23 protein-coding genes are annotated in these 21,058 nt (G+C 39.8%); 11 read left to right on the top strand and 12 right to left on the bottom strand.

The window, feature by feature from the left end; all coding sequences use genetic code 11:
- The first annotated feature begins 80 nt into the window (after nucleotides 1–80).
- Nucleotides 81–626, top strand: coding sequence for an isochorismatase family cysteine hydrolase (locus KQI94_RS03370; protein ID WP_002368483.1), 546 nt, complete (start codon nucleotides 81–83; stop codon nucleotides 624–626).
- Nucleotides 627–822: 196 nt separating this feature from the next.
- On the opposite strand, the gene lrgB is transcribed toward KQI94_RS03370, so the two are convergent.
- The 8 genes from lrgB to KQI94_RS03330 all read right to left on the bottom strand — a co-directional run bounded on the left by lrgB (nucleotide 823) and on the right by KQI94_RS03330 (nucleotide 7,624).
- Entirely contained in the window at nucleotides 823–1,506 is a 684-nt protein-coding gene (gene lrgB / locus KQI94_RS03365; RefSeq protein ID WP_002365411.1) for an antiholin-like protein LrgB, read from the bottom strand.
- The gene (gene lrgA, locus KQI94_RS03360; protein ID WP_002354829.1) at nucleotides 1,503–1,922 is read right to left on the bottom strand and encodes an antiholin-like murein hydrolase modulator LrgA; all 420 of its coding nucleotides are present in this window, start codon (nucleotides 1,920–1,922) and stop codon (nucleotides 1,503–1,505) included. Before lrgA ends, lrgB begins: the two co-directional genes overlap by 4 nt.
- Before the next feature lie 151 nt (nucleotides 1,923–2,073).
- Nucleotides 2,074–2,802: a LytTR family transcriptional regulator DNA-binding domain-containing protein gene (locus KQI94_RS03355; RefSeq protein WP_002354828.1), complete on the bottom strand. Its 729-nt coding sequence runs from the start codon at nucleotides 2,800–2,802 to the stop codon at nucleotides 2,074–2,076.
- Nucleotides 2,783–4,552 carry a sensor histidine kinase gene (locus KQI94_RS03350; RefSeq protein ID WP_002358984.1) on the bottom strand — a complete coding sequence of 590 codons (1,770 nt, stop codon included), beginning with the start codon at nucleotides 4,550–4,552 and terminating at the stop codon, nucleotides 2,783–2,785. The genes KQI94_RS03355 and KQI94_RS03350 overlap by 20 nt, the downstream gene beginning before the upstream one ends.
- 90 nt (nucleotides 4,553–4,642) lie before the next feature.
- Nucleotides 4,643–5,461, bottom strand: coding sequence for a MetQ/NlpA family ABC transporter substrate-binding protein (locus KQI94_RS03345; protein WP_002354826.1), 819 nt, complete (start codon nucleotides 5,459–5,461; stop codon nucleotides 4,643–4,645).
- Nucleotides 5,462–5,473: 12 nt separating this feature from the next.
- The gene (locus KQI94_RS03340) at nucleotides 5,474–6,145 is read right to left on the bottom strand and encodes an ABC transporter permease subunit (RefSeq protein WP_002368484.1); all 672 of its coding nucleotides are present in this window, start codon (nucleotides 6,143–6,145) and stop codon (nucleotides 5,474–5,476) included.
- Nucleotides 6,142–6,864: a methionine ABC transporter ATP-binding protein gene (locus tag KQI94_RS03335; protein WP_024041660.1), complete on the bottom strand. Its 723-nt coding sequence runs from the start codon at nucleotides 6,862–6,864 to the stop codon at nucleotides 6,142–6,144. Before KQI94_RS03335 ends, KQI94_RS03340 begins: the two co-directional genes overlap by 4 nt.
- Nucleotides 6,865–7,225: 361 nt before the next feature.
- Nucleotides 7,226–7,624, bottom strand: a complete 399-nt coding sequence (locus KQI94_RS03330; RefSeq protein WP_002386234.1) for an OsmC family protein — start codon at nucleotides 7,622–7,624, stop codon at nucleotides 7,226–7,228.
- 200 nt (nucleotides 7,625–7,824) lie between these two features.
- Between KQI94_RS03330 and rpsN the strand changes: the two genes are divergently transcribed.
- The 5 genes from rpsN to KQI94_RS03305 all read left to right on the top strand — a co-directional run bounded on the left by rpsN (nucleotide 7,825) and on the right by KQI94_RS03305 (nucleotide 11,056).
- A complete protein-coding gene (rpsN, locus tag KQI94_RS03325; protein ID WP_002354822.1) occupies nucleotides 7,825–8,094 on the top strand; it encodes a 30S ribosomal protein S14 in 270 nt (89 codons plus the stop codon).
- Nucleotides 8,095–8,204: 110 nt separating this feature from the next.
- On the top strand, nucleotides 8,205–8,354 hold the full coding sequence (gene rpmG, locus KQI94_RS03320; RefSeq protein WP_002354818.1) for a 50S ribosomal protein L33: 150 nt from the start codon (nucleotides 8,205–8,207) through the stop codon (nucleotides 8,352–8,354).
- Between the two features lie 15 nt (nucleotides 8,355–8,369).
- On the top strand, nucleotides 8,370–9,344 hold the full coding sequence (locus KQI94_RS03315) for a GTP-binding protein (RefSeq protein ID WP_002368487.1): 975 nt from the start codon (nucleotides 8,370–8,372) through the stop codon (nucleotides 9,342–9,344).
- A 33-nt stretch (nucleotides 9,345–9,377) separates the two neighbouring features.
- Nucleotides 9,378–9,500, top strand: coding sequence for a putative metal homeostasis protein (locus tag KQI94_RS03310; protein WP_002383181.1), 123 nt, complete (start codon nucleotides 9,378–9,380; stop codon nucleotides 9,498–9,500).
- Between the two features lie 20 nt (nucleotides 9,501–9,520).
- Nucleotides 9,521–11,056, top strand: a complete 1,536-nt coding sequence (locus tag KQI94_RS03305) for a zinc ABC transporter substrate-binding protein AdcA (RefSeq protein ID WP_002390683.1) — start codon at nucleotides 9,521–9,523, stop codon at nucleotides 11,054–11,056.
- A 57-nt stretch (nucleotides 11,057–11,113) separates the two neighbouring features.
- Here the strand turns inward: KQI94_RS03305 and KQI94_RS03300 are convergent, their stop codons facing one another.
- From KQI94_RS03300 to KQI94_RS03290, 3 genes are all read right to left on the bottom strand, one after another.
- Nucleotides 11,114–12,088, bottom strand: a complete 975-nt coding sequence (locus KQI94_RS03300; protein ID WP_002413934.1) for a tRNA-dihydrouridine synthase — start codon at nucleotides 12,086–12,088, stop codon at nucleotides 11,114–11,116.
- Nucleotides 12,089–12,276: 188 nt separating this feature from the next.
- A complete protein-coding gene (locus tag KQI94_RS03295; RefSeq protein WP_002354811.1) occupies nucleotides 12,277–13,047 on the bottom strand; it encodes an ABC transporter permease in 771 nt (256 codons plus the stop codon).
- A complete protein-coding gene (locus KQI94_RS03290) occupies nucleotides 13,040–13,975 on the bottom strand; it encodes an ABC transporter ATP-binding protein (RefSeq protein WP_002368489.1) in 936 nt (311 codons plus the stop codon). The genes KQI94_RS03295 and KQI94_RS03290 overlap by 8 nt, the downstream gene beginning before the upstream one ends.
- Before the next feature lie 257 nt (nucleotides 13,976–14,232).
- Here KQI94_RS03290 and KQI94_RS03285 point away from each other — a divergent pair, with 257 nt between their 5' ends.
- The 5 genes from KQI94_RS03285 (at nucleotide 14,233) to KQI94_RS03265 (ending at nucleotide 19,479) form a co-directional block, all read left to right on the top strand.
- On the top strand, nucleotides 14,233–14,652 hold the full coding sequence (locus tag KQI94_RS03285; RefSeq protein WP_216454318.1) for a PTS mannose transporter subunit IIA: 420 nt from the start codon (nucleotides 14,233–14,235) through the stop codon (nucleotides 14,650–14,652).
- 12 nt (nucleotides 14,653–14,664) lie between these two features.
- A complete protein-coding gene (locus tag KQI94_RS03280) occupies nucleotides 14,665–15,156 on the top strand; it encodes a PTS sugar transporter subunit IIB (protein WP_002354800.1) in 492 nt (163 codons plus the stop codon).
- 16 nt (nucleotides 15,157–15,172) lie between these two features.
- Entirely contained in the window at nucleotides 15,173–15,988 is an 816-nt protein-coding gene (locus KQI94_RS03275; RefSeq protein ID WP_002365419.1) for a PTS mannose/fructose/sorbose/N-acetylgalactosamine transporter subunit IIC, read from the top strand.
- Nucleotides 15,985–16,812, top strand: coding sequence for a PTS system mannose/fructose/sorbose family transporter subunit IID (locus KQI94_RS03270; RefSeq protein WP_002354796.1), 828 nt, complete (start codon nucleotides 15,985–15,987; stop codon nucleotides 16,810–16,812). Before KQI94_RS03275 ends, KQI94_RS03270 begins: the two co-directional genes overlap by 4 nt.
- Nucleotides 16,813–16,959: 147 nt before the next feature.
- A complete protein-coding gene (locus tag KQI94_RS03265) occupies nucleotides 16,960–19,479 on the top strand; it encodes a sigma 54-interacting transcriptional regulator (protein WP_002368491.1) in 2,520 nt (839 codons plus the stop codon).
- A 112-nt stretch (nucleotides 19,480–19,591) separates the two neighbouring features.
- Here KQI94_RS03265 and KQI94_RS03260 read toward each other — a convergent pair whose 3' ends face one another.
- Nucleotides 19,592–21,058, bottom strand: coding sequence for a family 1 glycosylhydrolase (locus KQI94_RS03260; protein WP_002368492.1), 1,467 nt, complete (start codon nucleotides 21,056–21,058; stop codon nucleotides 19,592–19,594).

Here is a 21,058-nt window from a genome sequence, read left to right as displayed (position 1 = left end):
GATGTACTTTTATCATTTGAAATGCCCTCTTAAAAGCTGTAAAATGAACAAAATGACTTTAACCTTTAGGAGGTTGCCAAATGAAAGCTCTGATTTCCATTGATTATACGAATGATTTTGTCGCCACAGACGGAAAACTAACCACTGGTGCCGCTGGACAAGCTATTGAAACGGCCCTTGTTCAACAAACAAAGCACTATTTTTACAATGGCGATTTTGTGGTTTTTGCCATTGATGGGCATGACCCCCTAGATCACTATCATCCTGAAAATAAACTTTTCCCGCCCCACAATGTCTTAGGAACTGACGGGCGTAATCTGTTTGGCTCGCTAGCTGATTTTTATCAAGCTCACAAAAATGAGGCGACCGTTTATTGGATGGACAAACGGCACTATTCTGCTTTTAGTGGTACAGAATTGGACATTCGATTACGAGAACGAGGAATTACAGAGCTTTGTTTAACTGGTGTTTGTACAGATATTTGCGTGTTGCATACGGCTGTCGATGCCTATAATTTAGGCTATCAATTAATGATTCCTGAACGCGCCGTTGCTAGTTTTGATGAACAAGGACACGAATGGGCGTTACGCCACTTTAAACAAACTTTAGGAGCAACCATTCTATAAAAAGACTGGTCAATCCTTCCACGCGCCCTATCTATACTCAAAAAATCGTGTAAACAACACAAAAGAGCCTGGGACAAAAATCACTTTGGATTTTTGTCCCAGGCTTAAAAATTGATAAACGGCGGGAACAGAATAAGCAGAGACTGCTAGCTGATAGAAATTAGCTACTCATAAAAGAGTGGGGAAGCCCACTTTTTTATAGACCAATGACCGTTGCAAAGAAAGGAACTACTAAAACAGTAACTACACCAACCACTACGACAGAAATACTAGCCATAGCAGCCTCTGTTTCGCCCATTTCTATGCCAACTGCCACACCTAGGGCATGTCCGGCCGCACCTAAAGCTAAACCTTTGGCGATTGGATTGTTAATTTTAAACCATTTCAATGCAATTCGGCCCAAGGCATAGGTTAGTACACCATTGAAGATTACAGTAAACGCCGTAATGGAAGCAATGCCGCCAACAGTTTGAGAAATAGGTACGGCAATCGCTGTTGTAGCTGCTTGTGGTAAGATTGAGGCCACTAAATGATTATCCATGCCAATCACTTTTCCTGCAAAATAAACAGCCACTAGCGAACCAAAAGAACCAATTGTTAACGCCGTTAAAATTTCTAACCAATATTTTTTCAACACGTCTCTCTTTTTATATAAAGGAATCGCAAACGCTACTGTCGCAGGCTCTAGAAAGAAGCTGATATATTTGCCACCTTCATTGTATTGCTCGTAACTAATTCCTGTTACTTTTAAAACGACAACGCCTAAAATCATCGCAACGAATAATGGCGTAAATAAGAAGAAACCTTTACTTTTTTTAAACAACCAAGTACCTATGCCAAATACAGCTAATGAAATAATAATGCCAACATACGGATTCATGCGCGAACCTCTCCTTTCGCTTTCTTCGTTGCTGCGGGTTCTTTTTCTTTTCGAGCATCTTTCATATGCAATAAAAAGGCGCCCGTCCAACCAGTCGTTGCTAGTAACGCTAGTGTCGCTACTAAAATAACAAAAACAATTTGAACGCCAAATTGTTGCATAATCCCTAAAGAATTAACTAAGGAAATCCCTGAAGGAACAAATAAAAATGTAATAACTGTTGATAAGCTATTTCCTAGCCCTTCCACTTGCTCCAATTTAACAACTTTTGTACATAAACCAATGAACAATAACACCATGCCAATTACTGAAGCAGGCATTGGTATTGGGGAAATGAACGCCAAGCCGTTGGCGATTAACATAATAATGGCAAAAACTGCTGCTTGTTGTAAAAATGAATATACTTTCTTTTCCATGCTTCTTCGCTCCCTTTTGTCTGTTTTCTATGGGTTAAGTATATAAAGAAAACGTTTTTTTAAGGGCTTTTTTTCATGAAATGCCAGAATTTCTTCACCAAATGCAAAAATCACCACTTGAAATGCATTCGACATTTCAAGTGGTGATTTTTTAACTTAAGCCAAGTTTTTCTTTAAATTCTTTGACGTATGAACGGCTAACAGGTACTTTTGAGCCGTTGGTTAAAATCACTTGCAACGTGTTATTAAACCACGGCTGAATTTCTTGAATTTTTGTTCGATTCAAGATGAAACTTCGATGCGTTTTAATAAAGAGCGTGGCAGGTAATTTTTGTTCGATACTGTTGAGGGTCCCTGTCATCTTGTAGACCTGTTGATCCACAAAAATGCTCAGTTGCCGTTCTTCGACAGAAACGAGGTAAATATCTTCTGGCGCCACAAGATAAATGCGGTCTTCCCCTTGAATAGGTATTGCTTCAGATTTTGGTCCTTTTTCGGCAGTGTTTTCTGGGACAGCTTGAGCCATTTCTTTCGATGCTTTTTCAATGACTTGTGTTATTTTTTCTTCTTCAAAAGGTTTCAAAATATAATCTTTTGCATTCACTTGAAAGGCCTTTAACGCATATTGATCATAGGCGGTTGCAAAGACCAAGTAGGGCGCTTTTTTAAGATGGGTTAATTTTTCCGCTAAATCAAACCCGCTTTCATCGGTCAAATGAATATCTAAAAATAACAAATCTGGCTTTTGATCCATCATCTCTTCCATTGCCTCCGCCACAGAATCCGCTTCTGCAACGCTCGTCACTTGCGGATGTTGGGAAACAAGATAGCTCAATTCTTCTCGTGCTAAGGGCTCATCATCAACGATTAATACGTGCATCTAATTCCTCCTGTTCCATCGGGATTTCTAAATGAACATGGCTCCCGCCTGTTTCTAAATTTTCAATTAAAAAACAACCTTCTGATCCATAAAGGTTCGCCATTCTGCGGGACAAGTTTTCCAGTGCCGTGCCGGTGCCTTTTTCCGAAGTCACTGTTGTCTTTCCTAATAGCAAGCGGCGTTCTTCAGGAATCCCTTGCCCATTGTCATACACATCCACATGTAATTTGTGTTGTTTTGCTTTGACCACTACCCGGACTTGATTGTTCTCTTTACGGCTGCCAAATGCATGCTTGATGGTATTTTCCACTAACACCTGAATCGCATACGGCGGTACTTTTTCTGAAGCAACCGCTTCTTCTACGTCAAATGTTACTTGATAACGATTCGGAAACCGTGCTTGTTCTAATGACAAATAGGCTTTTACTTGTTCTAGTTCTTGTGAAACTGGGATCGTAGTTTGCACGGCTCCCTGCAAGTTGCCTCGAAAGTATTTACTTAATTGGAGCAATAGTTTCCGCGCTTTTTCACTGTCTTTCCGCATTAATGCGGAAATAGTATTGATGGCATTAAAGAAGAAATGCGGGTTCACTTGCGCTTGCAAGGATTTAATTTCAGCTTCTTTAAGTAATTTTGATTGTACTTCCGCTTCCCCTAATTCAATTTGTGAAGAAAAAATTGTCCCAAGACCTTCTGCTAACTGTTCCTCGACATGCGTTAACTGCGCTGGATCCGTAAAATACATTTTTAAGGTGCCAACAATTTGCTGATGGGAAAATAATGGAATCACAATCGCCGCTTGCAACGGACAATTAGGGTCCGAACAACCGACTTCTTCTTTGGCATGCGCGATGGTCATTCGGCCCGTCCGTAACACTTCCCGAGAAAGCTCTGTAATGACTTCTAGCTCTGGAATATGATGATCGCTTCCTGCACCAACATGAGCTAAAATTTGATGACTGTTTGTCATGCTAATCGCACTGACTTTTGTATAATGCTTAATAATCTCCGCAACTTTTTTGCTGGAATTTTTATTGAGTCCTTCTCGAAAATAAGGCAGTGTTTCCGCTGCTAATTCCAAAACATCGTGCGTCTGAACCGCTTTGGCCTGCTCTTCTTGTTTCAATGTCGTCGTTAGAATCGACATAAAAATAAACGTTCCTACGCTATTTAACAAAATCATCGGCAGCGCAATAAAACGAACCAACGTGGCTCCATCCGATAGATCACCGCTGAAAAAGAAAATAAAAATCATCTGAATCATTTCCATGCACGCTCCGACAATGGCAGAAAAGCCGGCAGACGGAAAAACGGTTTGCTTTGCCATGCGGCTCCCTAAAAAACCGGCAATTAAGCCAACAATTAAAGAAGCAGGCACATAAAAGAAACTATGCCCCCCGCCTTGAATAACCCGATGAAAGCCAGCAATTAAACCAACCGTACTGCCGACAATCGGACCACCCACTAATCCAGAAACGCCAATTACTAACGTACGCGTATTCGCAATGGAAGCATTGCTGCTTAAATAGGTTAGTAAATTATTGGGAACAATCTGATTCTTAGCGATTTCGATACCTGTAAAATTAGAAATAATAGCAAATAAACCAAAAATCAAAATCAACTGAACTTTTGAAGACATTTTTTCACGACTTAATAAAACACGCTTAAAATAAGGCACATTCACTAAAAGAAAGGCCAGTAAAATAATTAAGCCCACCCGTTCCATCATTAAAATAAATAATTCGACCACACCGGCACCTCCTTCCTATTAACTATACTATAAATCAAGGAAAAGAAAAAAATGAAGCTTCTCAAAAAGAGGCTTCATTTTTTCTATTCATTAAAACGCAGGAATATTGGCGCCTTTAGAATTTTTCTTGATGTATTCAGCAACTTCTTTTGTTGTCATCGCTTCTTTTAAAACCTTGATTTTTTCACTATCTTTTTCGCCTTTACGTGTCACAACTTGCAATGCGTAATGTTTACTTGCTTCTTCATCTTCTAACAAAATCGCATCTTTCGTTGTTAAACCAGCAGGTTCTAAGTAGGCTGGGTAGCAGAACACCATAGCGATGTCTTTTTCATCATAGGCTTTAGCTAAATTCAGTAAATCAATGCTTTCAAAAGTGATGTTTTTAGGATTTTCCACGACATCTGCCACCGTGCCGTTAAAGCCGACACCTTCTTTTAATTTAATCACGCCGTTTGCATTTAAAATTGCTAAAGCACGACCTTCATTGGTTGGATCGCTAGGAATCCCCACTTTGGCATTTTCAGGTAAATCTTTCGCATCTTGATATTCTTTTGAATAGAAACCACCAGCAAAATAATAAATCGGTTGCACAGCCACTAAATCAGCTTTTTTCTCTTTGTTAAACATTTCCATGAAGGGTTGATGTTGCGCAAAATTAGCATCCGCTTCGTCATGTTGCACGGCATCGTTGTAGGCAACATTGTCGCTCACTTCCATAATGTTAATTTTGTACCCTTTTTTCTCAGCTTCTTTCTTAGCAATCTCCAAGATATCTTTTGAAGATTCCAATTGCACGGCAACGGTAATCTCCTTGTCTTCTTTCTGGTCTGCTTGTTTATTTCCCCCACAGGCAGCTAAAATAACTGTTGCAATAACAGCGAATGTTGCTAAATAAAACTTCTTCATTCTTTTGTCCTCCTACTTTCTTTTGTCTAGTTTTTGGGCAATGAAGTTCCCAAGCATTTGTAAAATGAAGACCAGTGCAATCATAATCACAATGGCAACATACATAATACCGTATTCATACCGTTGATACCCGACACGAACTGCAAAATCGCCAATCCCGCCGCCACCAACAACACCCATCACCGTGGAATATGAAACCATACTCACTGTCGTGGTTGTGTAAGCAAGGACTAATCCGCTACGCGCTTCCACCAATAAAAAGTGCCAAATGTATTGGACTTTCGAGGTACCTAACGAATTAGCTAAAAAATAAATTTCTTCTGGAACATCCAACAGCACTTGTTCAACCAAGCGAGCAAAAATCGCGATCGCAACAATACTCAATGGCACAGATGAAGGAATTGGGCCAAACGCCTTTCCTAAAACAGAACGAGTGACTGGAATCAACGCAATCACAAATAATAAATAAGGAAACGAACGAATAACAGTTACAATGAAATTTAAAACCCAGTATAGCCAAGGTTGATGCCCTTTGACTTTCGGATTAGCCAAAAATAGTCCTAAGCCTAAAGGCAAGCCAACAAGCAAACAGATAGCCATCGAAATCGACATCATAATCCCTGTTTCTTTTAAACCGACCAGCATAGATGGCCAATATTCGGCAAAGGTTTCTGAAAAAGTCATGGGCGCAAACTCCTTTCCACTTTTTCTAAATAGGAAAGCGGTTCTTCCTCATATTGCTGAGGATTATTCAGAAATTCGCCAATTAGCTGACCTTTTTCCATCACTAAGATACGATTACATAAGCGCTTCACGGTTTCTAATTCGTGACTGACAAAGAAAATAGTCGGCCGGAATTCCTGATGCGTCTTATGTAATAGTCGAACGACACTTTCTGTATTTTCTTCATCTAATGAACTCGTTGCCTCGTCACATAATAACCATTTTGGATTACGGCTCAACGCTCGAGCAATAGAGACACGCTGTTTTTCCCCACCAGAAAGCTGAGCAGGATACGCTTCTGCCTTATGGGCCATATCAACAAACGTTAATAAACGCTCAATTTTTTCAGGCTGTTTCTCTTTTAAAAGTTTCAAAGGCAACGCAACATTATCATAAATTTTCAAATTTTCTAACAAATTGTAATGCTGAAACACCATCCCCATTTGTTGTTGCTGCTGGCGAACTTCTTTTTTAGAGAAGGTTTGAACATTTCTGCCATCAATAAGAATCTCCCCTTCACTCGGTTGTTCCATTAAATTCAACAAACGTAACAACGTGGACTTGCCAGAGCCACTTTTCCCAACAATCCCAACGATTTCTCCTGGTTGGACAGAAAAGTGAATATTTTTTAACGCGTGTGTCTCTTGATAGACTTTCGACACATTCACTAACTCAATCATGATTACCTCCTAAAGGCCGACAAACAAACTATAACAACTAAAAAAACTGTATAACAATTAAAGTAATTCTGTGAAACGATTTAAAAAAACTATTACGAATTAAAAAATAACACACGTTTCAAAAAACAGCGTTATATCAGAGATGTAACTATTTACATCATCTACTAAAACAGAAAAAAAAGCAACCTTTTTATTTGTGAAAAAAGCACTATCTGTTTTTTGTCTGTATTATTTTGTACAAATGAATTAAAAATTTCCTGTTTCTACAGCTATTTCCCCACGGTCCTCTAAAAAAAGACATTCTCAGAAACGAGGCATCCAAAAAGGGAAAAGCGCTCGTAACGATAATGTCTCTAATGGTTTACTTTTTAAATACAACTGTTTCTTCGACAGTAATTCTTTCAGCCAATGATTGAATCACTGGACAGTTTGGGGAGACAAGCTTCAAACACCGTGTCGCCCGTTCTTGAAAGGCTTCTGGAACAGTCACATAAAAGAGAATCGTCACCTGTTTTAATGGTTGTGCGCGTCTCTCTACTTCTCTTGAATACGTGACTTCTATTTTTTCAAACTCAAAGGGAATGTGCGAATTTTCCAAAACGGATTGATACACGTATCCCCCACAAGCGCCAATTGCCGAAACGAGCATTTGAACTGGCGAATATCCCTCTTCTTTTGCTAACACCCAGCGCGCTGTTTTCGTTTGTAATTCAAATTTTTCCACACCACGAATAATCGTCAAACGTTCTACCATTGCCATCTTCACTCCTTTTTACTCTTTCTTAAAAGATACTACAAAACAGCGCTAAAACAAACATTTCTAACTTCTCAACTTAGCAAGTCCTAAAAAAAACGAAATTCTCACTTGACAAACAACGCAACACCTGATAATATACTTCCGTTCAAATCGTAACCATTACGATTTATATTTTATAAATCCAAAAAGAAAGGAAGTGCCTTATGGCTAAAAAATCAAAAATTGCTAAAGCAAAAAAACAACAAGCAATGATTGCAAAATATGCGCCTATTCGCCAAGCCTTAAAAGAAGCTGGCGATTATGAAGGTCTTAGCAAATTGCCCAAAGATGCTCATCCAAGTCGCTTAAAACTCCGCGATCAAACAGATGGGCGCCCACGTGGCTACATGCGTAAATTTGGCATGTCTCGGATTCGTTTCCGTGAATTGGCTCACCAAGGCTTGATTCCTGGCGTCAAAAAAGCAAGCTGGTAACTCATTATTTCGATAAAGACAACTAGCGAGGACAGTCGCATTTGGGCTGACCTCGCAGCCCCCTTTATCTTTTATACGCAATTAAAAAAATCAAATTGGAGGACGGCACTATGCGCCAAACCATTACGTTAGCTTGCGCTGAAACTGGCGAGCGCCTTTACTTAACAAGTAAAAACAAACGAAATACACCAGAAAAATTACAGCTGAAAAAATATTCACCAAAACTACGGCGCCGCGCACTTTTCACTGAAGTCAAATAACAGGAGGAAAACTTGATGGGCATTCCAATCACCATTGTTTCTGGCTTTTTAGGCGCAGGAAAAACAACCTTAATTAACCATGCGCTTGCGCAGTCACCGTTTCCTAAAGAAGAAATTATTATTATTGAAAATGAATTTGGTCAAACAGGCGTTGACCACGCATTACTTTTACAAACCACGGAACGAATTATTCAATTAAATAACGGTTGCATGTGTTGCAGCTTACGAGGAGATCTTCTTGCCTCTTTATCAGCAATCTTAGAAGTGTACCAAGAAGAACAACAAACCGTTGCCCAAGTCATTTTAGAAACAACGGGCATTGCTGATCCGCAACCAATCATTCAAACAATTTTAACGACCCCGCACATCAAAAATCATTTCTATATAGACAGTCTCTTAACGGTCGTTGATGGGCATCATTGGCAACAGCAACTTCAAGAAGCCGAAGCCATCAAACAACTGGCCTTAGCAGATCGCCTCTTTTTTTCTGTCAAGGAACCAGCAGACAGCACTCAGCTACCAACGTTCCAAGAAACCCTTCGTACCATTAATCCTTTTGCTGATATTTTATCCTTTCAAGCCAACGAGCCTCTTTTGGCTAGTGACTTTTTTCAATTAAATAAGTTTACGGCAACACTTACAGAACACGAAATGACTCATTCCCCGCATGAGCACGCCCACGAGCATCATCACCATACCTTTCACTCCCTTACGTTAACGGCGTCCTCAGCCCTCAACGAACCTCTTTTCACTCGTTGGCTTGATTGGTTAATGTATACACATCAGGAAAAGTTATACCGTTTCAAAGGGATTCTCGCCTTACAGGAGCATGACTTGGCCATTGCCATGCAAGGCGTCAACCAGCAAGTGGCCTTTCAAATGACGAATCAACCCCCTCAAGAAACGACAATTGTTCTGATTGGCAAAGAATTAGAGACAAAAAAAATTCAAGAAACCTTTCAAACCCTCAACAAAATAGCTACTCCGTAAATTATTTTTTACGAAATGGAGGTCCTATATATAATGGAAAAAACTGACTTATCTAGCGCTTATCGTCGACTGAAAAGTCCCAACATCAAAACACGAAAACGCGCACTTAAAATCATTAAAGAACATAAGCGCAATAAACAAAAGAAAATTGCGTAATTCACTAAAGGAGCACACCTATGAAAAAATTTACTCTTCCCCTGTTAGCCGCCTTATCGCTAATCCTTTTCGGCGCTTGCGGCAAAACAAACACCTCTGATAAAACCGCTGACGGTAAAGAAAAACTATCCATTGTCACGACTTTTTATCCTATGTACGATTTCACTAAAAATATTGTAGGCGATGAAGGAGACGTCAAATTGTTAATCCCTGCTGGTTCTGAACCACACGATTATGAACCATCCGCCAAAGATATGGCTACCATCCATGATGCGGATGTTTTCGTTTACCACAATGAAAATATGGAATCTTGGGTACCAAAAGCTGCTAAAGGCTGGAAAAAAGGAGCCCCAAACGTCATTAAAGGTACCGAAAACATGGTCTTACTTCCTGGCAGTGACGAAGACGGACACGACCATGACCACGAACATGGCGAAGAAGGCCACCACCATGAATTAGATCCGCATACTTGGGTTTCGCCCCATCGTGCCATCCAAGAAGTCACAAACATCAAAGAACAATTAGTCAAACTTTACCCTAAAAAAGCCAAAACATTTGAAACAAACGCAGAAAAATACTTAACAAAATTAACAGCATTAGACAAAGAGTTCCAAACAGCTTTGAAAGACGCTAAGCAAAAAAGTTTTGTTACCCAACATGCTGCATTTGGTTATCTTGCCTTAGATTACGGCTTAAAACAAGTGCCAATAGCTGGTTTAACACCTGAACAAGAGCCAACTGCAGGGCGTTTGGCAGAGTTGAAAAAATATGTCACAGACAATCAAATTCGCTATATTTATTTTGAAAAAAATGCCAACGATAAAATTGCTAAAACGTTAGCTGACGAAGCAAATGTTCAATTGGAGGTCCTAAACCCGCTAGAAAGTTTGACACAAAAACAAATGGACAATGGCGAAGATTATCTTTCTGTAATGAAAGAAAACTTAACTGCTTTGAAAAAAACAACAGATACAGCCGGGAAAGAGGCTCAGCCAGAAACCTCTGAAAAAACAGAAAAAACCGTGGCTAACGGATATTTCAAAGACAGTGAGGTGGCTGAGAGAACACTGACAGATTACGCTGGAAATTGGCAATCCGTCTATCCTTTATTAAAAGATGGCACATTAGACCAAGTCTTCGATTACAAAGCGAAACTGAAAAAAGATAAAACACCAGCCGAATACAAAACCTACTATGATGCCGGCTATCAAACCGATGTCGACCACATCAACATCACTGATTCCACCATTGAATTTCTGGTCAATGGCAAACCACAAAAATTCACCTATAAAGCAGCCGGTTATAAAATTTTAAACTATGCAAAAGGCAACCGTGGCGTCCGTTTCCTTTTTGAAACAGACGATGCCAATGCTGGGCGGTTTAAATACGTCCAATTTAGCGACCACAACATTGCACCAACGAAAGCCACTCATTTCCACATCTTCTTCGGCGGCGATAGCCAAGAAAGTCTGTTCAATGAAATGGACAACTGGCCAACGTATTATCCAAGCGACTTAAGCAAACAAGAAATTGCCCAAGAAATGATTGCGCATTAAGCATTCAAAAGAGAGGAGATAGCATTAGCTAAAATGCTACCTCCTCTCTTTTTTTATTTAGTCAAGCACACCATGTTCTGCTTCAAACGTCGCTAACAACTGGCGCACTTCATCCGTTGATTTTGTATTCATTAATTGTGCTCTTAAATCACTGGCACCTGGAAAGCCTTTGACATAAATTTTAAAGAAGCGATGCAGCCCAACGATGGAACGAGGCACCAATTCCGCATATTTGTCTTGCAAATCCAATTGTAAACGTAGCAAGCCCAGCAATTCTTGTGGCGTATGCGTTTTGGGTTCTTTTTCAAAGGCATAAGGATTTTTAAAAATCCCCCGGCCAATCATGATGCCATCTACACCATATTGTTCTGCTAATTCTAGGCCCTTTTGACGATCGGGAATATCCCCATTAATCGTAATTGTCGTTTGCGGTGCGACACGGTCCCGAATAGCCATAATTTGCGGAATGACCTCCCAATGAGCATCCACTTTACTCATCTCTTTTCGTGTTCGCAAATGAATGGATAGATTCGCAATGTCTTGCTCTAATAAATGCGTGATCCATGCCTCCATTTCCGCCATTTCAGTAAACCCAATGCGTGTTTTGACACTAACAGGTAAGCCACCTGCTTTGGCGGCGTCAATCAATTCAGCCGCGACTTCTGGGCGCAAAATTAGCCCGCTGCCTTTTCCACGCTCAGCCACGTTGGGCACAGGACAGCCCATATTTATATCTAATCCTTGAAAGCCCATCTCCGCTACGCCGATACTCATTTCACGGAAAAATTCCGGTTTATCCCCCCAAATATGTGCCACCATCGGCTGTTCATCTTCTGTAAAAACGAGGCGCCCGCGCACACTGTCTTTCCCTTCAGGATGACAATAACTATCTGAATTAGTAAATTCTGTAAAAAACACATCTGGCGCCCCAGCTTCTTTCACGACATGACGAAAGACCACATCAGTGACGTCTTCCATCGGTGCTAAAACAAAAAAGGGCTTTGGCAATGTTGCCCAAAAATTCTTGCTCATCTTCATATACTCCGTTTCTGATTTTTTCTTTATTTTCAACGACAACTTGTCGACATATTCTGGTGCGAAACATTGCTATTATACAGGGAAATGCACGAAGAATCAAAAAAGGCATACTTAGAAACAAGAAAACTGTCTGAATCTGCTCGCTAGAATGAGTGATTCAGACAGTTTAATCTTTTTACGGCTTAACTACGTAAACCACGCCCTGTTTCTACAAGGTACCAACAAATGCCATATAAAACGACAATAAATAAGATTAAAATGGTCATAGAAATACCAATTGGCACATCTTGAACCCCTAGGAAACCGTAGCGGAACCCAGAAATCATGTAAACAATCGGATTAACTTTTGAGACAGCTTGCCAAAATGGCGGCAACATGGAAATGGCATAGAAAACCCCACCCAAATAGGTTAAAGGCTGTAACACAAAAGTCGGCACAATCGATACATCATCATAGGATTGCGCAAAAATACCATTTAACAAACCAGCTAAAGAAAAGAGAATCGCTGTCATCAATAAAGTCATGATGACCATCAGCCAAGAAACAACGTGCAATGGCACAAAAAATAGAGAAATGATGGTGACTAACGCGCCGACCAAAATACTACGACCAACGCCACCAATCACAAATCCCCAAATAATCACATGAGTTGGAACTGGCGCCACGAGAATTTCTTCGATATTTTTCTGGAATTTTTGTGAGAAAAAGGAAGATGAAACATTGGCGTACGAGCTTGTAATGGCTGACATCATAATTAAACCTGGCACGATAAATTCCATATAAGAAAAACCGCCCATGTCGCCAATTCGCCCGCCAATCATTTTCCCAAAAATCACAAAATATAAGGACGTCGTAATCACTGGCGGTACCAGTGTTTGGACCCAAATCCGTAAATAACGGTTGGTTTCCTTCACAGCTAAACTTTTTAAAGCAGTAAAATACAGACTAAACATGTTGATCCTCCCTATGGTACGTATCCTCGGTAATCTTCAAGAAGAGCTCTTCCAAACGGTTGGACTTATTCCGCATTGACAATACTTTGATTCCTTGTTGACTTAGCTGTTCAAACAAGTGATTGACTCCTTGGTTTCGTTCTACTTCCACCGCTAACGTTAACTCGTCCTCAAACACACTTTGATAGCCTTCAATAACTGGCGCCTGCGTATAAGGTGCTAAATCAAAAATAAACGTTTCGAATTGTAATTTTGCTAACAAGTGCTTCATGCTGGTGTTTTCAATCAATTCACCAGACTGAATAATCCCAATGTTGCGACACAACATCTCAGCTTCTTCTAAGTAATGGGTCGTCAAAATAATCGTGGTTCCCTGCGCATTTAACTCTTGTAAAAAGGCCCACATTTCACGGCGCAATTCAATATCGACACCTGCAGTTGGTTCATCTAAAATCAATAACTTCGGCTCATGCATCAGCGCGCGAGCAATCATTAACCGACGTTTCATTCCGCCAGAAAGCATTCGCGCCCGCTCGTTCCGTTTTTCCCATAAGTTGGATTGTTTTAAATATTTTTCACTCCGTTTCATGGCTTCTTTACGAGACACCCCATAATAGCCCGCTTGATTGACCACAATCTGTTGGACCGTTTCAAACGGATTGAAGTTAAACTCCTGCGGCACTAACCCAATCTGTTGCTTCGCCCGCACCATCTCCGTATCTAAATCATACCCAAAAATTTTGACTTTCCCCGAAGTCTTATTAACTAACGAGGTCACAATCCCAATCGTCGTTGATTTTCCTGCGCCATTCGGTCCCAAAAGAGCATAAAAATCGCCTTCTTCGACTGTTAAATCAATCCCTCGCAACGCTTCAACACCTGAAGCGTACACTTTGCGTAAATCTTGTATCACAAGAGCATCAGTCATTCGTAACTCTCCTTAATGTATAAATATTCATGAGTATTATTGTAACACTTCTCGATAAAAACGGGGGTTATTTTGATTAAATTTCACAGTCTTGCTTAGTTATTTTTCAACAACAAACTAGCCAACGATTAACGTGTTTATTTTGATTTAAAACTGTTTAAACAGTTTCAAGAACGTTAAACTCCTTTCAAATCAAGGATTTAGAGTTCTCTTTTTTTGGCACAGAACTTGCTTTATATAAAAGTGAGGTGAAAAGAATGAAAAGAAAATTTTTAATTGCTAGTCACGGAAACTTAGCGAAAGGCTTCCAAAGTTCCTTGGATATTCTCGCAGACAAAGGAAAAGAGCTGGCGGTCATCAATGCCTATGTGACTCCTGAGGACTACACGCCAATTATTCAAACGTTTCTTCAGTCCCTTGGCGCAGAAGAACAAGCTATTATTTTAACAGATTTATATGGTGGTAGTGTCAATCAAAAAATTGTTCAAGAAGTCATGACGACAAAACCAGACAATGTTTTTATCATTTCCAATGCCAACTTAGCCATTGTCTTATCTCTGATTTTCTTAAAAGAAGGCGAAAAGCTAACCAAAGAAGATATTCAAGCAGCAATTGCTGAAGCACAAATTCAATTCGTTGAATTAAACCCATCAAATGAAGAAGAAAACTTTTTTTAGGAGGAAATTAAAATGATTACACAAGTACGAGTAGACGACAGATTAATTCACGGCCAAGTAGCCGTAGTTTGGACCAAAGAATTGAATGCCCCCTTATTAGTTGTAGCGAATGATGAAGCAGCCAAAAACGAAGTAATGCAAATGACGTTAAAAATGGCTGTCCCTAATGGCATGAAACTATTAATTCGCTCAGTTGATGATGCGATTGATGTCTTTAATGATCCTCGGGGCAAAGACAAACGAATTTTTGTAATTGTGAACAGTGTAGCGGATGCTACTAAAATTGCGAAAAACGTGACAGATATTGAAAGTGTGAATGTTGCCAACGCTGGCCGCTTTGATAAATCAGATCCAGCCACCAAAACAATGGTTTTCCCGAGTGTCCAATTAAACCCTGAAGAGTTAGAAGCTGCCAAAGAATTAGCCAGTTTGACTCACGTGGAAAGCTATAACCAAGTACTGCCAACCAACTCAAAATTAAGTCTAAAACAAGCCGTCAATTAAAAGGAGGAAATGAACAATGCTTATGCATGCAACAATGGCAGCCTTAGCTGTATTTATCTGTTTTGCTGGGAATTATTTAACTGGTCAAAGTATGATGGAACGTCCCTTAGTCGTTGGATTAGTCACAGGAATTTTAATGGGCGACATGAAAACAGGGGTCTTAATGGGGGCCTCTTTGGAAGCAATTTTCTTAGGAAATGTTAATATCGGTGGTGTTATCGCAGCGGAACCTGTAACTGCGACTACTTTAGCCACAACGTTTGCAATTATTTCAAATGTCGAACAAAAAGCCGCCATGACGTTAGCCGTACCAATTGGGATGTTAGCCGCTTTCGTGGTGATGTTTTTAAAAAATGTCTTTATGAATATCTTTGCTCCTTCTCTTGACAAAGCAGCACGTGAAGGCAACCAAAAAATGGTTGTGACACTGCATTACGGAACGTGGATTATTTATTATTTAATCATCGCTTCGATTTCATTTATCGGAATTTTAGCAGGAAGCGGGCCAGTAAATCTGTTTGTTGAAAGCATTCCACAAAATTTGATGAACGGCTTAAGCGCAGCTGGCGGACTTTTACCTGCAGTTGGGTTTGCTATGTTAATGAAACTATTATGGGATAATAAATTAGCTGTCTTTTACATTTTAGGCTTTGTTTTAACCGCGTACCTACAATTACCAGCCGTTGCGGTAGCGGTCATCGGGACAGTAATTTGTGTCGTGAGTGCCCAACGGGATGTAGAATTTCGCGACATTCTAAAAAGAAAACCTGCGGCGTCTTCTGCGGTTGAAGGCAGCGCGAAAGAAATCGAAGAGGAGGACTTTTTCGCATGAAGTTAAAAGAGAATTTATCTAAAGAAGAGAAAAAAATGATGCGCTCTGTTTTCTGGCGTTCTTGGACGATGAACGCTAGCCGGACAGGAGCTACACAATACCACGCAGTGGGTGTCATGTACACTTTACTCCCAGTTATCAATCGTTTTTATAAAACCAAGGAAGAACGGGCCGAGGCATTGGTGCGTCACACCACTTGGTTCAATGCAACCATGCATATCAATAACTTCATCATGGGGCTCGTTGCTTCGATGGAAAAACAAAACAGTGAAGACGAAAACTTTGATGCTAGCTCTATTACAGCAGTTAAAGCCTCACTAATGGGGCCACTTTCAGGCATCGGTGATTCCTTCTTCTGGGGCATCTTACGTGTTATTGCTGCTGGTATTGGGATTTCATTAGCCAGCACTGGTTCGCCATTAGGGGCGATTGTCTTCTTACTTTTATACAACGTTCCTGCGTTCTTAATTCACTATTATGCGTTGTATAGCGGCTATTCAATCGGTGAAAGTTTTATCCAAAAAATGTACGAATCAGGCGGAATGAAGATACTCACAAAAGTATCAAGTATGCTAGGCTTAATGATGATGGGCAGTATGACTGCTTCAAATGTAAAATTCAAAACGATTCTTGAAGTTTCCGTTAAAGGAAGCAAAGACGTAGTTAAAATCCAAGACTATTTGGATCAACTATTCGTCGGTATCGTACCATTAGCCGTGACATTACTTGCTTTCTGGCTATTACGCAAAAAAGTCAATGTTAACGTGGTGATGTTTGGTATCATGTTCTTAGGCATCTTGCTAGGATTACTAGGCATCTGTTAAAATTGAAACAATAAACATTTAATTATTAAACACTTAGAGCCTGAGACAAAAATCCAAAGTGATTTTTATCTCAGGCTTAAAAGCTGATAAACGGCGGGAACAGAAGCAACCCCTTTCCCGACCTCTCTTTTGGAAGGACGATGAATCATGCGCTTGGAGACCTACCAACACTTAGTTGATATTTTAGAAACCAGCAACACCCCGATGAGCACACAAGAAATTGCCACAAAAATTCAATTAAGCCGCTCGGTAACCAGCTTATACTTAAATAAATTATTGGAAAAAGGTGAAGTCCAACAAACGGGAAAAAAACCCGTTTATTGGCAATTAACCCGTGCAACAACCCCCACGACCGATGTGTTTCGACAATACATCGGTAGCCAAGGCAGCGCCAAAAAAGCCATTGAACAATGCAAAGCCGCTATGTTGTATCCCCCATTGGGTATGCCTTTATTAATCCATGGAGCCAGTGGCGTCGGCAAAAGCTTTTTGGCAAAACTGATTTATGAGTATCTAAAAAACGAACAAATCATTGGCCTGGAAAAATTCTATACCTTTAACTGTGCCGATTATGCCAATAATCCCGAATTGCTATCATCCATTCTCTTCGGCCATACCAAAGGCGCATTCACTGGGGCTGAATCAGAAAAACAAGGACTCTTGGCCCAAGCTAATAATTCCGTACTCTTTTTAGATGAAGTACATCGATTATCCAACGAAAACCAAGAAAAACTCTTTCAGTTTATGGATACCGGGACCTTCCGCCCTATTGGTGAAGAAGGAAAAATGGTCCATTCCAAGGTCCGGCTACTATTTGCGACCACCGAAAACCCGAAAAAAGTCTTATTACCAACCTTTTATCGCCGAATTTCCGTAATCGTCTCACTTCCGAACTTCAAAGAGCGCCCCATTCGAGAACGGATTGCGATTTTGAAAAACTTATTCCACCGAGAAGCAAAACGAATGACCAAAGACATCAACGTGGACGAAGAAATCTTTACGGCATTATTAGAAAATGACGAACCTGGTAACGTGGGGAGCTTATCCAACAAAGTGCAGCTCCTTTGCGCGTCGCAATTACGAAAAACTTTGCCCAATCAACCCGTCGTCATTGGCGATGCGACTCAACCAATGATTGCGATTCCTTTAGACAAAGAAGTGTTAGAAGAAGACACACTTTCTTCCGATATTTTCGCAACATTTGAAGCCTTATTTACAAAAGAAAAAACACTGGCCCACTTAAAAACTGAACTGACACAATTCATTAAATATTGTTTAGACGATGAAATAACCTTAGAAAATGATTATTTTTTACAAAACCTAGTCACGGAAGTCCAAACCAAAAACAAACTAATTATTAACCAACCTGAGCAAACTGAAAAACCGATGAAAGATGTTGCCAAATTGCTGAAAATTTTACCGCCAACATTTAACGAAACAATGCTCCTTCCAGTCCAAGCACAGTTAAAAGAACACTATCCGCGAACAGTTTCCCTCGTGAAAAACTTAGTCAGTCCGCTGCCAGAAGAATACCGTTTCTTGACAGAGGTACTCTTATCTGTATTACTTAGCGGAGAAATTTCTGAAACGATTCCTTACCAAGCGCTCCTCGTGGCGCATGGTGAATCGACTGCCACAAGTATTCAAGCCGTTGCCAACAAATTATGTGGTACCTATATTTTCGATGCGATTAACATGCCCTTAACCTCCTCCGTCCGAGATATCGTCGCCGAAGTTAAAGACTGGCTTTCTCAGCGGGACACATCACAAGGCGTCATTATGCTCGTCGATATGGGTTCCCTGACACAACTTTATAAAAGTTTGAAACCGCAAATTCTTGGAGAACTTTTGGTGATCAATAACCTGACCACTGCCTATGCGTTGGAAATTGGCCATCAATTAATGAACGAACAACTTTTCTATGGTATTGCTAAAACCGCTGAAAAAAAATTTAAAACCGATGTACAATACTTTGAAGGCTTTTCAGTGGAAAAAAATATCATTGTCTCTAGTATTTCAGGTCTGGATATTGCCAAGCAAATCAAACAAATCTGTCAAAAATACCTGTATACTGATATTAAAGTCATTACTCTAAAATACAAAGATTTGGTAAACACGTTGGACATTGCCAACGCCGAAGAAAATTATTTAAAAGAAACCTCGCTCATTTTGACGACGTCCTACTTAGACAATCATACGAATGTTGCTAGCGTGAACCTCTTAGACATGTTAGACGAAGATGCAGGAACCCAGTTGATGGAACCTTTCCAAAACTTGATGCATCCCAATAACATCGATAGCATGATTAACGAATTTGTTCACTTCTTCTCGAAAGAAGGCTTGTCAGAAAAACTAGAATTTCTAAATCCTGACGTCATTATTAAACAAGTCGAAAACGTTACAAAAAACATTGAAAAACGCTTCGATCTCACACTCAGCGGCAAAATGAAATTTAACTTAATGATGCACAACGCGCTCATGGTAGAGCGAACCATGCTCGGCGTTGAAGACTATGAAGTCCCTGCTAACCTAGAGGAACTAACCATTAACCAAAAACCATTTTTCCAAAACGCTAAAAACATTTTCTATACTCTAGAACAGTTTTATCGAATAGAAATTTCCAACTGGGAACTCTATGTGATTTATGAAATTTTGTCTTCTCGGTGAGGAGGGGATGGGAAAGAGCTTGGACCGTAAGTTATTTCGACTTATGGCCCAAGCTCTTTTTACTAAAGGATCTCAATAGATGCCCTTTTTATTTTTCTTCACTAACAGCAAATCACCGATTCAAACTTTCTCCATTTGTAGAAATAACCTCTTTATACCAATAAAATGAATCTTTTTTACTTCTTGCAAGCGTTCCATTCCCTGCATCATCACTATCCACGTAAATAACACCATACCGTTTAGACATTTCAATGGTTCCACATGAAATGATATCGATGATTCCCCACATAGTATAGCCTAAAAGCTCTACACCATCAGCAATTGCTTCACTCATTTGTTGTAAATGCTTTTCTAAATAGTCAATCCGATAAGGGTCATGAATTGCGCCATCCTCTTCTACTTGATCATAAGCACCTAACCCATTTTCAGCAATAAACAGCGGTAATTGATAGCGATCATACATCTCGTTTAGAGAAATTCTCAAACCAATTGGATCAATTTGCCATCCCCAGTCACTTGTTTCTAAGTAAGGATTTTTCATCCCGCTTAGTAAGTTTCCGCTGGTAATTTCATAATCAGGACTGACACTAGTTATCATTGACATATAGTACGAAAATGATAGGAAGTTTACTTTATTCTCTGCTAATAATTCTAAATCTCCAGGAGCGACTTCTATCGTAATTCCTAACTCATCAAACATTCGCTTTGTATAGCTAGGATATTTTCCTCTTGCTAAAACATCCGTATAAAAATAATTCTTATAGTTCTCATCCAAAATGCTTTGCATTACATCTTCTGGCTTACAGGTCGCAGGATATGTTGTAAATCGTGCAATCATTCCACCAATCATTGGTTCGCCTAGTATTTCTTTTGCAGCTTTAATTGCTCTTGCATTTGCCACGAACTGATTATGTCCTGCTTGAAAAATACTTTGGTTATAGTTTTCTTCTTGATCTTCAATAACGGCACATCCATTGTATGGATTAAATCTATTACAGTTAATTTCATTAAAAGGTAGCCAATAGTCCACTAAATCACCTAAACGCTCAAACAATGTACGTGCATAGACTTCAAAAAAATCAATAGTCTTTCTACTTTTCCAACCACCATATTTGGTCACTAAATTAACTGGAATCCCATAGTGAAGCATTGTAGCAAAGACTTTCATTCCTCTTTTTTGGCATTCAGTAAATAGATCAACATAAAATTGTATTCCTGCTTCATTAGGACTCTCGTCATCTCCATTTGGATAAATACGCGACCAATCAATGGATGTTCGGAAAATATTCATCCCCATTTCTTCAAACAACGCTAAATCCTCTTTATATCTATGATAAAAATCAATCCCTCTTCTAAAGGGATAATTGCGATCGCCTTCTGCAACCAGCGCTTGCTCGAAACGCTCACTGGTCATATTAATATCTCTGTTTCGATTCCGTTCTTCACGATTCCAGTTAGGGTCAAAGTAACGCATTGATTGTGTATCCACACCTTTGCCATCTTCTAAATAACCACCATCTGCTTGACCACTCGAAATAGCCCCGCCCCATAAAAAATCCTTTGAAAATGTGTAAGTCAT

The sequence above is a fragment of the Enterococcus sp. S183_ASV_20 genome, assembly GCF_018919685.1.
GTDB classification, from domain to species: Bacteria; Bacillota; Bacilli; order Lactobacillales; family Enterococcaceae; genus Enterococcus; species Enterococcus faecalis.
Note: the sequence above shows the minus strand (reverse complement) of the source record. Positions and strands in the feature narration are given on the sequence as shown.

Excerpts from the sequence above, each read along its gene's own strand:
- lrgA (WP_002354829.1), bottom strand. The coding sequence starts at position 1,922 with ATGGAAAAGAAAGTATATTCATTTTTACAACAAGCAGCAGTTTTTGCC.
- KQI94_RS03275 (WP_002365419.1), top strand. The coding sequence starts at position 15,173 with ATGCTTATGCATGCAACAATGGCAGCCTTAGCTGTATTTATCTGTTTT.
- KQI94_RS03305 (WP_002390683.1), top strand. The coding sequence starts at position 9,521 with ATGAAAAAATTTACTCTTCCCCTGTTAGCCGCCTTATCGCTAATCCTT.
- KQI94_RS03260 (WP_002368492.1), bottom strand. The coding sequence starts at position 21,058 with ATGACTTACACATTTTCAAAGGATTTTTTATGGGGCGGGGCTATTTCG.
- KQI94_RS03330 (WP_002386234.1), bottom strand. The coding sequence starts at position 7,624 with ATGGCAATGGTAGAACGTTTGACGATTATTCGTGGTGTGGAAAAATTT.
- KQI94_RS03280 (WP_002354800.1), top strand. The coding sequence starts at position 14,665 with ATGATTACACAAGTACGAGTAGACGACAGATTAATTCACGGCCAAGTA.
- KQI94_RS03265 (WP_002368491.1), top strand. The coding sequence starts at position 16,960 with ATGCGCTTGGAGACCTACCAACACTTAGTTGATATTTTAGAAACCAGC.
- KQI94_RS03310 (WP_002383181.1), top strand. The coding sequence starts at position 9,378 with ATGGAAAAAACTGACTTATCTAGCGCTTATCGTCGACTGAAAAGTCCC.
- KQI94_RS03340 (WP_002368484.1), bottom strand. The coding sequence starts at position 6,145 with ATGACTTTTTCAGAAACCTTTGCCGAATATTGGCCATCTATGCTGGTC.
- KQI94_RS03270 (WP_002354796.1), top strand. The coding sequence starts at position 15,985 with ATGAAGTTAAAAGAGAATTTATCTAAAGAAGAGAAAAAAATGATGCGC.
- rpmG (WP_002354818.1), top strand. The coding sequence starts at position 8,205 with ATGCGCCAAACCATTACGTTAGCTTGCGCTGAAACTGGCGAGCGCCTT.
- KQI94_RS03315 (WP_002368487.1), top strand. The coding sequence starts at position 8,370 with ATGGGCATTCCAATCACCATTGTTTCTGGCTTTTTAGGCGCAGGAAAA.
- KQI94_RS03345 (WP_002354826.1), bottom strand. The coding sequence starts at position 5,461 with ATGAAGAAGTTTTATTTAGCAACATTCGCTGTTATTGCAACAGTTATT.
- KQI94_RS03295 (WP_002354811.1), bottom strand. The coding sequence starts at position 13,047 with ATGTTTAGTCTGTATTTTACTGCTTTAAAAAGTTTAGCTGTGAAGGAA.
- KQI94_RS03355 (WP_002354828.1), bottom strand. The coding sequence starts at position 2,802 with ATGCACGTATTAATCGTTGATGATGAGCCCTTAGCACGAGAAGAATTG.
- lrgB (WP_002365411.1), bottom strand. The coding sequence starts at position 1,506 with ATGAATCCGTATGTTGGCATTATTATTTCATTAGCTGTATTTGGCATA.
- KQI94_RS03285 (WP_216454318.1), top strand. The coding sequence starts at position 14,233 with ATGAAAAGAAAATTTTTAATTGCTAGTCACGGAAACTTAGCGAAAGGC.
- KQI94_RS03370 (WP_002368483.1), top strand. The coding sequence starts at position 81 with ATGAAAGCTCTGATTTCCATTGATTATACGAATGATTTTGTCGCCACA.
- KQI94_RS03335 (WP_024041660.1), bottom strand. The coding sequence starts at position 6,864 with ATGATTGAGTTAGTGAATGTGTCGAAAGTCTATCAAGAGACACACGCG.
- KQI94_RS03300 (WP_002413934.1), bottom strand. The coding sequence starts at position 12,088 with ATGAGCAAGAATTTTTGGGCAACATTGCCAAAGCCCTTTTTTGTTTTA.
- rpsN (WP_002354822.1), top strand. The coding sequence starts at position 7,825 with ATGGCTAAAAAATCAAAAATTGCTAAAGCAAAAAAACAACAAGCAATG.
- KQI94_RS03290 (WP_002368489.1), bottom strand. The coding sequence starts at position 13,975 with ATGACTGATGCTCTTGTGATACAAGATTTACGCAAAGTGTACGCTTCA.